Raw genomic sequence first — 13142 nt, forward strand, 5'->3', positions numbered from 1 at the left:
GTCAGGCGCTGAAGCTCAGCGCCCGACCGGCCTGCTCGCTCGCGCTGCGGGAGAGCCGAGCACAGAATTCCTGGCCCTCGCGGTCCACCCACTGAGAGCCGTCCCACTTGAAGTGATAGCCGCCCGAGCGCGCCGCCAGCCAGATCTCCTGCAGCGGCGGCTGGGTGTTGATGACGATTTTGCTGCCGCCCGGCATGCTGAGCTCCAGCAGGCCGCCCGTGCGGTGGCTGTCGATGTCCACCACGTCCTCATCGAGCCAGACGTCGATCTGCGCCTCGATGCGGGCGAGCAGGGCGTGGGCCTTGGCATGGTAGTCGGCGTCGGACAGGGACATAAACTGGACGGATGAAGAAGACCGCCGTCAGTGTAGGTGGGCGCATCGTCGCCCTGCTGATCACCCTTACCGCCCTTGCGGGTTGTGGGCAGAAGGGGCCGTTGACGCTGCCCAAGCCGGCGGGTGCAGCCTCCGCGGCGCCCGCGCCGGCACGCTGATCAGACCGCCCTGCCCTCCTGCACCGCGTGGCAGGCCACGCGCACGCCCTTGATCTCCAGCAGCGCCGGCCGCTCGGCCTTGCAGCGCGCATTGGCCAGCGGGCAGCGCGGGTGGAAGCTGCAGCCGCTGGGTGGGTTCAGCGGATTCGGCACCTCGCCCTGCACCGGCGTGCGGGCACGGCCGGTCATGTGGATGTCGGGAATCGCGTCCAGCAGCATGCGCGTGTAGGGATGACGCGGCCGCGCGAACAGCTCGGCCTTGTCCGCCACCTCGACCAGACGGCCGAGGTACATAACGCCCACCTGGTCGGCCACATGGCGCACGACGGCCAGGTTGTGCGAGATGAAGAGATAGGTCAGGCCCCGCTCGCGCTGCAGGTCCTTCATGATGTTGAGGACCTGGGCCTGCACGGACACATCGAGCGCCGAGGTCGGCTCGTCGCAGACGAGGAACTCGGGCTGCGTGGCCAGCGCGCGCGCGATGGAGATGCGCTGGCGCTGGCCGCCCGAGAACTGGTGCGGAAACTTTTCTGCGTCCGCCGGATTCAAGCCCACCGAGCTCAGCAATTCGCCAACGCGCGACCTCGCCTGCACGTCGCTCTTCACCAGCCCATGCTCACGCAGCGGCTCGGCGACGATGTCCAGCACCTTCCAGCGCGGGTTCAGCGAGGCGTACGGGTCCTGAAAGATCATCTGCATGCGCCGGCGCAACGGGGCCGCGCCGGAGCCGGCCAGCGTCTTGGCGATGTCTTCGCCATCGAAGCGCACCGCGCCGCGCGTCGCACCGTAAAGGCCGACGAGCAGCCGCGCGACGGTGCTCTTGCCGCAGCCGCTTTCGCCGACCAGGGCCAGCGTCTTGCCGCGCTCGATGGCAAAGCTCACGCCGTCCACGGCATGCACGAAGGCCTTGGGCTTGCGCTCGACGACGCGGTTCAGCCAGGGCGGCGAGACGTCGAAGATCTTGACGAGGTCCTGTACCTCGACGAGAGGGGCGCTCATCGCGGGGCCTCCTGGGTAACGGGCGTCCAGCAGGCCGCGCTGGTGGCGCCGACCTGGGCCAGTTCGGGCCGCTCGCTGCGGCAGCGGTCGAAGACGCGCGGGCAGCGCGGGTTGAACGCGCAGCCGGTCGGGATGGCCGTCAGGCGCGGCATGGCGCCGTCGATCTGCAGCAGCCGCTCACGGTCCTCGTCCATGGCCGGGATGGAGCCCATCAGGCCCACCGTGTAGGGATGGGCGGGCCGGTGGATGACATCGGCCACCGGCCCGATCTCGGCAATGCGGCCGGCGTACATGACGGCGACGCGGTCGCAGGTCTCGGCGATGACGCCCATGTCGTGGGTCACCAGCATGACGGCCGCCCCCTGCTCGCGGCAGACCTTCTTGAGCAGCGCGATGATCTGCGCCTGGATGGACACGTCCAGCGCCGTCGTCGGCTCGTCGGCCACAATGAGCTTGGGGTTGGCCGCCAGCGCCAGCGCGATGACGACCCGCTGCCGCATGCCGCCGGAAAACTGATGCGGGAAATGGTCCACCCGCGCCTCGGGCGCCGGGATGCCGGTGGAGGCGAGCAGCTCGATGGCGCGGGCGCGCGCCTGCGAGGCCGTAAGGTCCAGGTGGGTGGTGATGGTCTCGGTGAGCTGGCGGCCCACCGTGTAGAGCGGGTTCAGCGAGGTCAGCGGGTCCTGGAAGACGGCACCGATCTCGCGGCCGCGGATGCGACGCAGTTGCTCATAGGGCAGGATGTCGATGCGACGGCCTGCCAGCTTGATCTCGCCGGCGGAGATGCGGCCCGGCGGGTCCAGCAGGCCGATGATGGCCGCGCCCGTCAGCGACTTGCCGGCGCCGGACTCGCCGACGACACCGAGGATCTCGCCCGGCGCGATGGAGAAGGAGATGTCGTCCAGCGCCAGCAGCGTGCCGCGGCGGGTCGGGAACTCCACCCGCAGGTGGCTAACTTCGAGCAGGGGAGCAGTCATCGCAGACGGGGGTTGAGCGCGTCGCGCAGCCAGTCGCCAAGCAGGTTCACGCTGAGCGTGATGAGGATCAGCGTCAGGCTGGGCCAGGCGGTGATCCACCACTCGCCCGAGAACAGGTAGTCGTTGCCGTTGCGGATCAGCGTGCCCAGGGACGGACTGGTGGCCGGCACGCCGACGCCCAGGAAGGACAGAGTGGCCTCGGTGATGATGGCCGAGGCGATCTGAATGGTGGCCAGCACCAGCACCGGGCCGAGTACGTTGGGTAGGACATGGCGGCGCATGATGCGAAAACCGCTGACGCCGATGACGCGGGCGGCCTGCACGTATTCCTTGTTGCGCTCCACCAGCGTCGAGCCGCGCACGGTGCGCGCGTACTGCACCCAGCCCGTCAGCGCGATAGCGAGCACCAGCACGACGAAGGCCAGCATGTCGGGCGCATGCGGAAACAGGCTGCGGCCGACGCCGCTGATCATCAACGCCACGAGGATGGACGGGAAGGACAGCATCACGTCGCAGATACGCATGATGAAGGCGTCGGTGCGGCCACCGACGAAACCGGCCAGCAGGCCGAGGCTGACGCCGATCACGATGGACAGCAGCACCGAGGCGATGCCCACCAGCAGCGAGATGCGGGCGCCGTACATCAAGGCTGACAGGATGTCGCGGCCCTGGCCGTCCGTGCCCAGCCAGTACTTGGGCTCGCCACCAGCCACCCAGGCAGGCGGCTTGAGCGAGTCCAGCAGCTCCAGCGTCGCCAGGTCGAAGGGGTTGTGGGGCGCGACGAATTCCGCGAACAGCGCACAGGCGAAGCAGACCAGGGCGATGACGGCCGCCAGCACCGCGACCGGCGAACTGCGGAAGGAATGCCAGACGTCGCCATCGAAGAATGCCTTGAGGGCCGACGACGAGACGGTGGGATGGGGCTTGGCGTCGACAGCCATCTTCAGTGCGCCTTGCCTTCGACGCGCAGGCGCGGGTCGACGGCGAAATAAAGCAGATCGACGCCGAGGTTGATGACGACGAAGATCAGCGAGATCAGGCAGAGGTAGGCCGCCATCACGGGGATGTCGGCGAACTGCACGGCCTGGATGAAGAGCAGGCCCATGCCGGGCCACTGGAAGACCTGCTCGGTGATGATGGCGAACGCAATCAGCGAGCCGAGTTGCAGGCCGGTGATGGTAATGACCGGCACCAGCGTGTTCTTCAGCGCATGGCCGAAATAGACGCTGCGATCGGTGAGCCCGCGGGCGCGCGCAAAGCGGATGTAGTCGGTGCGCAGCACCTCCAGCATCTCGGCACGCACCAGCCGCATGATGAGCGTCAGCTGGAAGGCCGACAGCGTGAAGGCCGGCAGGATCAAGTGCAGCAGCCCATCGCGCGTCAGCAGGCCCGAGGTCCAGGTGCCGAAGGCGACGACCTCGCCGCGGCCAAAGCTCGGCAGCCACTTGAGCTCGACCGCGAAGACCCAGATCAGCACGATGCCGATGACGAAGTTGGGCAGGCTGACGCCGAACAGCGTGCCCGTCATCAGCAATTGCGCACTCGCCCTGCCACGCCGCAGCGCCGCGTAGACACCCAGCGGAATGCCCAGGCCGAGCGCGATCAGGCCGGCTACGAGGGCGAGTTCCAGCGTCGCCGGGAAGCGCTCGCCGATCAGGGTCGAGACCTTGCGCCCCTGGCGCAGGCTGATGCCGAACTCCCCCTGCGCCGCGTTGGCGGCGAAGCGGGCGAACTGCACCGGGAAGGGCTGATCCAGTCCCAGGTCCTTGCGCAGCGCGATGCGCTGCTCCTCGGTCGCGTCCTGGCCCAGCAGGTTGGTGACGGGATCGCCGACGTACTGGAACAGCATGAAGGCGATGAAGGCCACCGACAGCATGACAACCAGGGCCTGGACCAGGCGGCGAAGAATGAAGACCAGCATGAAGACGTTTAAGCGGGCGCGTCACTGCGCCGCGCGAAGGCGGCATGATGGCTGAAGCTTGCAGGCTCAGGCCTACAGGAAAAGCCCTAGCGTCGCAGGCGCGGCAGCCACCAATGAAAACGGGCCGCTGAAGCGGCCCGTCGGGATATCGGGCGGGGCGTCAGGCCCCGCATCAACATCAGAAGCGGTGACGCAGACCCAGCATCGCGCCGCCACGCTTGCCAGCGCCGTTCTGGAACAGAACTTCGCCGCTCAGCTTGGTGTAGTCCACTTCGAGGTAGGCATCGGTACGCTTGGAGAAGGCGTAGTCGACCACGACGGCGAAGAAGTTGGCCTTGGAGGTGTTGTTGGCGTTGGTCGAGAAGCCCAGCGCATTCGCCAGCGCGGTGGCGTACGGGGCCGCCAGGCTTTGCGTGCCGTAATGCTTCTGCTTGGTCAGCCAGGCGGTGGCGCCGACGTTGAGCTGAGGGGTCAGCTGATAGGTGGCACCGAACGACACCATGGTGCGGGTCTTGATGTCGGCGGCGTCGCCGGTAAACACGGCGCCCAGCAGGCCGGCCGTGTAGCTGCCACGGGTGGCCATCGAGTTCGACAGCGACGTGCCGGCCACGGAGGCGGCGAAGGCGCTGGACTGGCTCAGCAGGGCAAACGGGTTCTCGAACTTGTTCTCGGCCCAGGCCGCATGGACATACAGCGGGCCGTCCGTGTAGGAGCCACCGAGGGTCGTTGCCTTGATCTTCTTACCGGTCTTCTCTTCGGTCGCCTGCAGGTAGGCGCCACCGAGGCCGAACTTGCCGTCGGAGTAACGCACCAGGCCACCGACCGTCTTGTTCGGCAGCGTGCCGCCGTTCTCGCCGGCGCTGACCTGGACTTCGCCGTACACGTTGCCGACCTGGACGAGGTACTTGACCATGTTGTCCTGGCGCGCAAGCAGCGACATGCCGATCTCGGGCTTGTATGCCTCGATGTACGGCGAGTAGCGGAAGGACGCGTAGGTCGACGTGTAGATGTCGAACAGGATGTTGTACTGGCGGCCCAGGCGAATCTGGCCGAAGTCGTTGGACTGCAGGCCCACCCAAGCCTGGCGCCAGAAATCGCCGGCTGCAGCAGTACCGGTGTCCGAGTTCAGGCGGTGCTCCATGTTGACCAGCGCCTTCAAGCCGCCGCCCATGTCTTCAGTGACATTGATGCCCAGGCGGCTCTGCGACATGCCACCCGGCGTCAGCGTCTTGGTCGCCGTATTGGAGTTGGCGTTGCTGGTGTAACGCACTGCCGCGTCCACGATGCCATACAGGGTCACGCTGGACTGGGCCCACGCGGCGGAAGTGCTGGCGGCCAGAACGGCGAGTGCCAAGGATGCTTTTTTCATCAAGGTTGTCTCCTGCGAAGAAAAGTGAACCAGTTGATTCTCAGCGAAGCGCCATGCCACAACGCCAGGCCTGTTGTGGATTTCCCACAGCAATTCCCCTGTCTCGCACGGGACAAATGAAAAGCCGCCCGAAGGCGGCTTTCGTACTGAAGCGGCGGCCCTGAGGCCGCGCGACATCAGAAGCTGTGGCGGATGCCGACGTCGTAGCCCGAGGACTTCAGGCCATTGGCGGTCGCAGCCGGAGCGCCGCCGACGGCGAAGCGCGCGGCACCGGAGTTCTTCAGTTGCGAGAACGTCGTGTACAGGGCGGTGCGCTTGGACAGGTTGTAGATGTAACCCGCAGCGAACAGCTTGGCATCGCCGATGGCGGTGAAGGCCGTGACGTTGGTGATGCCAGCCGTCGTGGTTTCGGCAGCGGCATTGGCCTTGGCGTCGGTGTACGAAGCCCACAGCTGACCCTGGCCCAGCGGAGCCGTCACGGAAGCCGTGACGATCTGCTGCTTGCGCGCCTGGTACTTGGACTCCGTGTAGGACAGCGACGGGCGAACCATGCCGAAGTCGTACGCGCCACCCAAGGAAGTCAGCTTGAACTTGCTGCCGTCAATGGCGTTGGACGTGCTGGCGTAAGCGCCGGACACATGCAGGGGACCCTGCTTGTAGCCAAGGCGGAACGACTGGCCCTTGTTGGTGCTCGTGCCTTCACCGGCCGACACGTCGACGCCGCCGTAGAAGCCGCCGAGGTTGCCCGGCAGCGAGTACGAAACCAGGTTGTCGGCACGGCCGAACGAGGTGCCGTTGCCGCTGCCCAGGTTGCTGTAGACGGCGCTGACGCTGCCCAGACCGGTGAACGAGGTCGGATCGAAGTCTTCGAGGTGCAGGCGCGAGACGGTCTTGTTGCGACCCAGGCGCACTTCACCGAAATCACCGGCCAGGCTGACCGTGGCACGACGGCCCCAGAAAGCGCTGCCGCCACCAGCGACGCCGGTGTCGGTGTCGACTTGGGATTCCAGCCAGAAGCCAGCCTTCAGGCCACCGCCCAGATCTTCGGTGCCACGCACGCCGAAACGGCTGGTGTTCAGGCCACCGGAGTCGAGCTTCTTCACCGTGAGGCCGCCGGTCTTGACGTACTTCACGTCGGCATCGATGACACCGAACAGCGTGACGGACGATTGCGCGACGGCGGCGCCGCCAGTCAGGCCCAGAACGGCCAGGGCAATCAGAGCTTTTTTCATTCAATACTCCTAGGTATTCATCCGAGCCGGGGCTGGGACAGCGCAGCGACTCACCTCCTGTGAGGAAGTTCGCGTATTCCACCAGAGCTCGGGCCCCCTCGGGAATTCACGGATATGAAATTGTGTGTTGTCGTTGCGGAGTCACAACGTCATGACCACTTCACGCGCTCTTCATCGAAACATTGATTAACTGAATGCAAAACGAAGCAAGCAATTCGCAACGTCGGGTGCCGAGTTTGCCGGACAGGGTTCTCGGCGCGCTGGACGCCGGGCTGCGCACGGTGTTCGCTCCCACCCGCGCCGCGCGCCCGTCTCCGGCGAAGGTCCAGCCGCCGGTCGAATTGACAGCTGCCGACCGGCAACTCGCTGGCGCGCTGATGCGCGTCAATCACGTCGGCGAAATCTGCGCCCAGGCCCTGTACCAGTCGCAGGCCCTGTTCAGCCGCAGCGAGCCGCTGCGCCGGCATTTCGAACAGGCGGCCCAGGAGGAACTGGATCACCTTGCCTGGACGGCCGAACGCATCGCCCAACTGGGCGACCACACCAGCCATCTCGCCCCGCTGTGGTGGGCGGGCGCCTTCGCCTGGGGCAGCCTGGCCGGCCTGGCCGGCGACAAATGGAGCCTGGGCTTCGTCGTCGAGACGGAGCGCCAGGTCGAAGCCCATCTGGCCTTGCATCTGCAACGCCTGCCCGAGACAGATGCGCCGTCTCGCGCCATCGTCGACCAGATGCGGCGCGAAGAGGCCGAACATGCCGATGCCGCCCTCGCTGCGGGCGCGCAATTGCTGCCAGCGCCCGTGCCCGACCTGATGCGCGCCGCGGCCAAGGTCATGACGACCGTGGCCCACCACGTCTGATCAGACCTCGACGACCTCGAAAGACGTGCTGATGGCCGAGGTCTTGGCCAGCATGGCCGTGGCCGAGCAGTATTTCTCGTGGGACAGCGCCACCGCCCGCTCGACGATCTCGGGCTTGAGCGCCTTGCCGCTGACGACGAAATGGAAATGGATGGCCGTGAAGACCTTGGGATCGCTCGTCGCGCGCTCCGCCTTCAGCACCACCTTGCAGCCACGCACGTCATGGCGGCCGCGCTTGAGGATGAGCACAACGTCATAGGCCGTGCAGCCGCCCGTGCCCGCCAGCACGGTCTCCATCGGCCGCGGCGCCAGGTTGCGGCCACCGCCATCCGGCGCGCCGTCCATGGACAGCACATGGCCGCTGCCGGTCTCGGCGACAAAACTCATGCCACTCGGGCCTTCCGGGCCCAGCCAACTGACGGTGCATTCCATGGTCATCTAGAGGCAAAGCTCCAATTCGTTCACAGAAAATATATTGCAGCGCAGCATAACCCGGCGCTAAACTGCTCCCAAGCGAAAACGTTTTCGCACCGATTGTCTCCTCCACCGCCTCCATGGTGGATTCAACCCGAGCTTGCAAAAGCTCGGGTTTTTTTTCGCCGAAGGCAGGCTGCAGCTCCGCGTGAAGGGTCTCCCCTATCATGCGGCGCCGCAACAAGACTGTTTGGAGACCCGATGAGTTCGCCTTCGCGACGCCGCCCGTCTGCCGCCAAGGCGACGCCTCAGGTGCCCGCGATGCTGCCGCCCGGCAGCAGCTATCTGCAGCGAATTCTGAACGCGCGCGTCTACGAAGTCGCCCGCGAAACCTCGCTCAGTCCCGCCCCCAAGCTGTCCAGGCGCCTGTCAAACAAGGTCTGGTTCAAGCGCGAGGACGAGCAGGACGTCTTCAGCTTCAAGCTGCGCGGCGCCTACAACAAGATGGCCCACCTGTCGGCCGAGCAACGCGCGGCGGGCGTCATCTGCGCGTCGGCCGGCAACCATGCGCAGGGGGTCGCGCTGTCGGCGAAGAAGCTGGGCTGCCGGGCCGTCATCGTGATGCCGGTGACGACGCCCCAGGTCAAGATCGACGCCGTGCGCGGCCATGGCGGCGAGGTGGTGCTGTTCGGCGAGAGCTTCACCGACGCCTACGGCCACGCCAAGGAGCTCGAACGCGAGCAGCGTCTGACCTTCGTCCATCCCTTCGACGACCCCGACGTCATCGCCGGCCAGGGCACCATCGCCATGGAGCTGCTGCGCCAGCACCCGGGCCCCATCGACGCCATCTTTGTCGCCATCGGCGGCGGTGGCCTGATCTCGGGTGTGGCAGCCTACGTCAAGGCGCTGCGGCCCGAGATCAAGATCATCGGCGTGCAGACGACCGACTCCGATGCCATGCTGCGCTCCGTCAAGGCCGGCAAGCGGGTCACCTTGACCGACGTCGGCCTGTTCGCCGACGGTACGGCCGTCAAGCTCGTCGGTGAGGAGACCTTCCGCATCGCCCGCGAGCTGGTGGACGACTACATCGTCGTCGACACCGACGCCGTCTGCGCCGCCATCAAGGACGTGTTCGAGGACACCCGCTCCATCCTGGAGCCCTCCGGCGCCATGAGCGTCGCCGCCGCCAAGCAATACGTGGCCCGCACCGGCGCCAAAGGCCAGACGCTGGTGGCCATCACCTGCGGCGCCAACATGAACTTCGACCGCCTGCGCTTCGTCGCCGAGCGAGCCGAGGTGGGCGAGCACCGCGAAGCCCTGTTCGCCGTCACCATCCCCGAGGCGCGCGGCAGCTTCAAGCGCTTCTGCGAGCTGCTGGGCCCGCGCAGCGTCACAGAATTCAACTATCGCATCGCCGATGCGCAGGTGGCCCACGTCTTCGTCGGCATCGCCATCTCCAAGCCCGACGAGGCCGCCAAGCTCGCCCGCACCTTCACCAAGGCCGGCTTCGAGACGCTGGACCTGACCAACGACGAACTCGCCAAGGAACACATCCGCCACATGGTCGGCGGCCGCAGCGAGCTGGCGCGCCACGAGCGCCTGTACCGCTTCGTCTTTCCCGAACGGCCGGGCGCGCTGATGCGCTTCCTGTCCAGCATGCACCCGGACTGGAACATCAGCCTCTTCCACTACCGCAACCAGGGCGCGGACTATGGCCGCATCCTCGTTGGCATCCAGGTGCCCAGGGGCGACGCCGGCGCGCTGCGCCAGTTCCTCGATGGCCTGAACTACCCCTTCGAGGACGAAACCGCCAACCCGGTCTACCGCTTGTTCCTGGGTTGAGTTGAAATGCAGGGTCTGACAACGCCTGCGCCATGACCGTCGCCCAACAGTCGCTGATCTCCCCTACCGCCAACCCGGAGCTGGAAAAAGCTCTGCGTGATCGCGTCGACCGCCGCTCGGCCATCGCCGGCGGACTTGGCGAACTGGAGCCGCTGGCCGTGCGGCTTGGCCTGGTGCAGAACAGCCTCACGCCGCGCTTCCGCGACCCGGTGCTCGGGCTGTTCGCCGCCGACCATGGCATCGTCGTCGACGGCGTCGGCGCCCAGTGGGGCCGCGCCACCAAGGATCAGGTGCAGATGGCCTTGCACGCGCAGCTGCCGGTGTCGGTGTTCTCGCGCCTGCAGGGCCTGCACCTGACCGTCGTCGACTGCGGCGTCGCCGAGAACCTGCCGCCGCACGCCCGCCTGCTGGCCCGCAAGGTCGCTCATGGCACGCGCAATGCGCGCACGGCGCACGCGATGAGCGTCGACCAGGCCCACGCCGGCGTGCGCGTCGGCATGGAGATCGCCGACAACCTGCCCGGCAACGTGCTGGCCTGTGCCGGCATGGGGCAGGGCTCGGCGGAATGCGCCGCCCTGCTGCTGGCGCGCTTGTCCGACCAGTCGGTGCGCGACTTCGTCGTTTCGGGCCCGACCATGCGCCAGGACGACCTCGTCCACCTCCTCGACGTGCTGCACGGCGCCCTCGCCCGCCACCGCGATGCCCGTGAACCCATGGACGTGCTGGCGGCCTTCGGCGGCCACGAGATCGCCGTCATGGTCGGCGCCATGCTCGTCGCGGCCAGCAAGCGCAGCCTCATCATCGTGGACGGCATCGCCGCCTGCGCGGCCCTAAAGGTCGCGTCGCTGATCTGCGCGCCGGTGACCGATTACGCCGTGTTCTGCCGCAGCCACGTGCACCGCGGCCTGGACGAAGCCCTGGCCCTCTTCCATGCCTCGGCCCTGCTGGAGCTCGGCATGGACAGTGCAGACGGCACCGGCGCCGCCCTGGCCTGGCCGATGATCCGCGCCGCGGCGGCACTGCTGACCGACCTGCACGAGGTCGCCGAAGCCCGCGTCGCCTCGCGGCCCGACCTCGGCACCAGCATCCCGACGCTGGGCGCCTGAGCCGCCCGCCTCAGCGCTGCTGCTGCGCTTCCTCGCTCCTGACGGGAGGCGAAGCCGGCGGCGCGCCATAGACCGACGGCATGGTGGCCGGCACCGGCGCCGGCATGGCCGCGGGCGGGTTGCCACGCAGCGGCACACCGGCAGCGCCGGCATTCGGATTGCCTCCCAGCACGACGTTCGACGGCGCTGCCGGCGGCAGCGAGCCCGTCGCCGGCGCCGCAGGCGGGCTGATCTGCAGCACCTGGCTCGGCACCTGGCCGACCACGCCGAGGCTGGCACTGCGCGCGTCCACGCGCAGCAGGCGCAACTCCCCGTCGACGACGGCGCCCACGCGCACCGTGCGCGCCACCCCATCCACCTCGATCAGCGCCACGCCCTCGCCGGACTCGGCGGCGCGGGCACTCCTGGGCGCGACGACACCGAGCAGCCGCAGCCGCGTCGACACCGCCACCTCGGGCTCGGCCACCGTCTCGGGCGCCGTCACGCCGAGCAGCCGACTCAGGTCCACCTGCGCCGATCGGCCTTCACCGGCGGGCAGCACGGACGCCGGCATCGCCAGCGGCCGCGAGAACAGCTGCAGGCCCCAGTAGGCCACCGAGCCGCCCAGCAGCAGCCACACCGAAAACGCCATGAATCGAGCAAGCATCGGCCCATTATGATGGCCCGCTCACCGCAGCTCCGTGCTCCCACGCCCCCAGACATGCGCCGTCCCTCCCCTGCCCGCGGCTTCACGCTGATCGAACTGCTGGTCGTGCTCGTCATCATCGGCGTGCTCGCCGCCCTCGTCGTGCCCAACGTGCTGGACCGTGCCGAGGACGCCCGCGTCACCGCCGCCCGCACCGACGTCAACAACCTGATGCAGGCGCTCAAGATGTACAAGCTCGACAACCAGCGCTACCCCAGCGCCGAGCAAGGCCTGGACGCACTGGTGCACAAGCCCACCGCCGGCACGCCGCCGGCGAACTGGAAGCCCTACCTGGAAAAGCTGCCCAACGACCCCTGGGGCCACCCCTACCAGTTCGCCAACCCCGGCGTGAAGGGCGAGGTCGATGTCTACAGCTTCGGCGCCGACGGCCGCGCCGGCGGCGAAGGCCGTGACGCTGACATCGGCTCCTGGCAGTAAGCCGCGCGGTTTCACGCTGATCGAGCTGCTCGTCGTGGTGGCGCTCATCGCCATCACTAGCGCGACCATCACGCTCGCACTGCGCGACCCCGCCGAGCTGCAGCTGCAGCGCGAGGCCCAGCGCCTGGCCGCCCTGCTGGAGACGGCGCGCGCCGAGAGCCGCGCCTCGGGCCTGGCCGTGCGCTGGATCCCCAAGGGCATCAAGACCGGCGACGACTTCCGCTTCGAGGGCCTGCCGCGCACCATCCAGCTGCCCACGCGCTGGCTGGGCGAGCCGGTGGCCGTGCAGATCGAGAACGCCACGGCCGCCAACCCCGGCCTCACGCTGGGCCCCGAGCCCGTCATCCCGGCCCAGCGCCTGCGCCTCGTGCTGGGCAGCCAGCGCCTCGTGCTGGGCACCGACGGCCTGGGGCCCTTCGACGTCGTCGCGCCTCAATGAAGCAGCACCCCGGCCGCGGCTTCACGCTGATCGAGGTGCTCGTCGCCCTCGTCATCGTCGCGATCGCGCTGGGTGCCGGCATCAAGGCCGCGGGTGCGCTGGCCAACAACGCCGAGCGCCTGACCCAGGTCAGCGCCGCGCAGTGGTGCGCCGAGAACCTGCTGACCGAGCTGCGCCTGACCCAGCTCTCCCAGCAGCAGTTGCCCGACATCGGCGAATCCCCCTTCGCCTGCGAGCAGCTCGGCCGCAGCTACACCGGCAAGCTCAAGGTCAGCCCGACGCCCAACCCCAACTTCCGCCGCGTCGATGCCGCCGTCGCGGACGACCGCGGCACGCCCTTGCTGAACCTGTCCACCATCATGGGCCGCTGA

General features: G+C 67.8%; 16 protein-coding genes. 7 read left to right on the top strand and 9 right to left on the bottom strand.

The genetic code is table 11. The features are described 5' to 3' along the window. Window position 1 precedes the first annotated feature (1 nt). Window positions 2-334: an iron donor protein CyaY gene (cyaY, locus tag AC07VX_RS00830; protein ID WP_493163630.1), complete on the bottom strand. Its 333-nt coding sequence runs from the start codon at window positions 332-334 to the stop codon at window positions 2-4. An 11-nt stretch (window positions 335-345) separates the two neighbouring features. Between cyaY and lptM the strand changes: the two genes are divergently transcribed. Continuing rightward, window positions 346-492: an LPS translocon maturation chaperone LptM gene (gene lptM / locus AC07VX_RS00835; protein WP_493163629.1), complete on the top strand. Its 147-nt coding sequence runs from the start codon at window positions 346-348 to the stop codon at window positions 490-492. Here the strand turns inward: lptM and AC07VX_RS00840 are convergent, their stop codons facing one another. From AC07VX_RS00840 to AC07VX_RS00865, 6 genes are all read right to left on the bottom strand, one after another. Beyond that, window positions 493-1491 (bottom strand): ABC transporter ATP-binding protein, encoded by a 999-nt coding sequence (locus AC07VX_RS00840; protein WP_493163628.1) that lies wholly within the window; start codon window positions 1489-1491, stop codon window positions 493-495. Beyond that, on the bottom strand, window positions 1488-2468 hold the full coding sequence (locus AC07VX_RS00845; RefSeq protein WP_493163627.1) for an ABC transporter ATP-binding protein: 981 nt from the start codon (window positions 2466-2468) through the stop codon (window positions 1488-1490). Before AC07VX_RS00845 ends, AC07VX_RS00840 begins: the two co-directional genes overlap by 4 nt. After that, on the bottom strand, window positions 2465-3409 hold the full coding sequence (locus tag AC07VX_RS00850; protein WP_493163626.1) for an ABC transporter permease: 945 nt from the start codon (window positions 3407-3409) through the stop codon (window positions 2465-2467). The genes AC07VX_RS00845 and AC07VX_RS00850 overlap by 4 nt, the downstream gene beginning before the upstream one ends. 2 nt (window positions 3410-3411) lie before the next feature. Beyond that, window positions 3412-4389 (bottom strand): ABC transporter permease, encoded by a 978-nt coding sequence (locus AC07VX_RS00855; RefSeq protein ID WP_493163625.1) that lies wholly within the window; start codon window positions 4387-4389, stop codon window positions 3412-3414. 178 nt (window positions 4390-4567) lie between these two features. Beyond that, a complete protein-coding gene (locus AC07VX_RS00860) occupies window positions 4568-5758 on the bottom strand; it encodes a porin (protein ID WP_493163624.1) in 1191 nt (396 codons plus the stop codon). Window positions 5759-5934: 176 nt separating this feature from the next. Further along, a complete protein-coding gene (locus AC07VX_RS00865; RefSeq protein ID WP_493163623.1) occupies window positions 5935-6990 on the bottom strand; it encodes a porin in 1056 nt (351 codons plus the stop codon). 194 nt (window positions 6991-7184) lie between these two features. Here AC07VX_RS00865 and coq7 point away from each other — a divergent pair, with 194 nt between their 5' ends. Beyond that, window positions 7185-7847 (top strand): 2-polyprenyl-3-methyl-6-methoxy-1,4-benzoquinone monooxygenase, encoded by a 663-nt coding sequence (gene coq7, locus AC07VX_RS00870; protein WP_493163622.1) that lies wholly within the window; start codon window positions 7185-7187, stop codon window positions 7845-7847. Here the strand turns inward: coq7 and AC07VX_RS00875 are convergent, their stop codons facing one another. Then, window positions 7848-8279 carry an OsmC family protein gene (locus AC07VX_RS00875; protein ID WP_493163621.1) on the bottom strand — a complete coding sequence of 144 codons (432 nt, stop codon included), beginning with the start codon at window positions 8277-8279 and terminating at the stop codon, window positions 7848-7850. A gap of 303 nt (window positions 8280-8582) precedes the next feature. On the opposite strand from AC07VX_RS00875, the gene ilvA reads away from it, so the two are divergent. Next, window positions 8583-10103 carry a threonine ammonia-lyase, biosynthetic gene (gene ilvA / locus AC07VX_RS00880; protein WP_493163849.1) on the top strand — a complete coding sequence of 507 codons (1521 nt, stop codon included), beginning with the start codon at window positions 8583-8585 and terminating at the stop codon, window positions 10101-10103. 32 nt (window positions 10104-10135) lie between these two features. Further along, entirely contained in the window at window positions 10136-11209 is a 1074-nt protein-coding gene (locus AC07VX_RS00885; RefSeq protein ID WP_493163619.1) for a nicotinate-nucleotide--dimethylbenzimidazole phosphoribosyltransferase, read from the top strand. Between the two features lie 10 nt (window positions 11210-11219). On the opposite strand, the gene AC07VX_RS00890 is transcribed toward AC07VX_RS00885, so the two are convergent. Next, a complete protein-coding gene (locus AC07VX_RS00890; RefSeq protein WP_493163618.1) occupies window positions 11220-11855 on the bottom strand; it encodes a hypothetical protein in 636 nt (211 codons plus the stop codon). 54 nt (window positions 11856-11909) lie between these two features. Here AC07VX_RS00890 and gspG point away from each other — a divergent pair, with 54 nt between their 5' ends. Genes gspG through gspI form a run of 3 tightly spaced genes read left to right on the top strand, consistent with a single transcriptional unit; the run spans window position 11910 to window position 13142 of the window. Beyond that, entirely contained in the window at window positions 11910-12332 is a 423-nt protein-coding gene (gene gspG, locus AC07VX_RS00895) for a type II secretion system major pseudopilin GspG (RefSeq protein ID WP_493163617.1), read from the top strand. Next, window positions 12304-12771, top strand: coding sequence for a pilus assembly FimT family protein (locus tag AC07VX_RS00900; RefSeq protein ID WP_493163616.1), 468 nt, complete (start codon window positions 12304-12306; stop codon window positions 12769-12771). Before gspG ends, AC07VX_RS00900 begins: the two co-directional genes overlap by 29 nt. Beyond that, window positions 12768-13142, top strand: coding sequence for a type II secretion system minor pseudopilin GspI (gene gspI / locus AC07VX_RS00905; protein WP_493163615.1), 375 nt, complete (start codon window positions 12768-12770; stop codon window positions 13140-13142). The genes AC07VX_RS00900 and gspI overlap by 4 nt, the downstream gene beginning before the upstream one ends.

The organism is Roseateles sp. GW821-FHT03B02, from assembly GCF_059421025.1.

What these genes read in the sequence shown, in the direction of transcription:
- cyaY (WP_493163630.1), bottom strand. Translation starts at nt 334, where the DNA reads ATGTCCCTGTCCGACGCCGACTACCATGCCAAGGCCCACGCCCTGCTC.
- lptM (WP_493163629.1), top strand. Translation starts at nt 346, where the DNA reads ATGAAGAAGACCGCCGTCAGTGTAGGTGGGCGCATCGTCGCCCTGCTG.
- AC07VX_RS00840 (WP_493163628.1), bottom strand. Translation starts at nt 1,491, where the DNA reads ATGAGCGCCCCTCTCGTCGAGGTACAGGACCTCGTCAAGATCTTCGAC.
- AC07VX_RS00845 (WP_493163627.1), bottom strand. Translation starts at nt 2,468, where the DNA reads ATGACTGCTCCCCTGCTCGAAGTTAGCCACCTGCGGGTGGAGTTCCCG.
- AC07VX_RS00850 (WP_493163626.1), bottom strand. Translation starts at nt 3,409, where the DNA reads ATGGCTGTCGACGCCAAGCCCCATCCCACCGTCTCGTCGTCGGCCCTC.
- AC07VX_RS00855 (WP_493163625.1), bottom strand. Translation starts at nt 4,389, where the DNA reads ATGCTGGTCTTCATTCTTCGCCGCCTGGTCCAGGCCCTGGTTGTCATG.
- AC07VX_RS00860 (WP_493163624.1), bottom strand. Translation starts at nt 5,758, where the DNA reads ATGAAAAAAGCATCCTTGGCACTCGCCGTTCTGGCCGCCAGCACTTCC.
- AC07VX_RS00865 (WP_493163623.1), bottom strand. Translation starts at nt 6,990, where the DNA reads ATGAAAAAAGCTCTGATTGCCCTGGCCGTTCTGGGCCTGACTGGCGGC.
- coq7 (WP_493163622.1), top strand. Translation starts at nt 7,185, where the DNA reads ATGCAAAACGAAGCAAGCAATTCGCAACGTCGGGTGCCGAGTTTGCCG.
- AC07VX_RS00875 (WP_493163621.1), bottom strand. Translation starts at nt 8,279, where the DNA reads ATGGAATGCACCGTCAGTTGGCTGGGCCCGGAAGGCCCGAGTGGCATG.
- ilvA (WP_493163849.1), top strand. Translation starts at nt 8,583, where the DNA reads ATGCTGCCGCCCGGCAGCAGCTATCTGCAGCGAATTCTGAACGCGCGC.
- AC07VX_RS00885 (WP_493163619.1), top strand. Translation starts at nt 10,136, where the DNA reads ATGACCGTCGCCCAACAGTCGCTGATCTCCCCTACCGCCAACCCGGAG.
- AC07VX_RS00890 (WP_493163618.1), bottom strand. Translation starts at nt 11,855, where the DNA reads ATGCTTGCTCGATTCATGGCGTTTTCGGTGTGGCTGCTGCTGGGCGGC.
- gspG (WP_493163617.1), top strand. Translation starts at nt 11,910, where the DNA reads ATGCGCCGTCCCTCCCCTGCCCGCGGCTTCACGCTGATCGAACTGCTG.
- gspI (WP_493163615.1), top strand. Translation starts at nt 12,768, where the DNA reads ATGAAGCAGCACCCCGGCCGCGGCTTCACGCTGATCGAGGTGCTCGTC.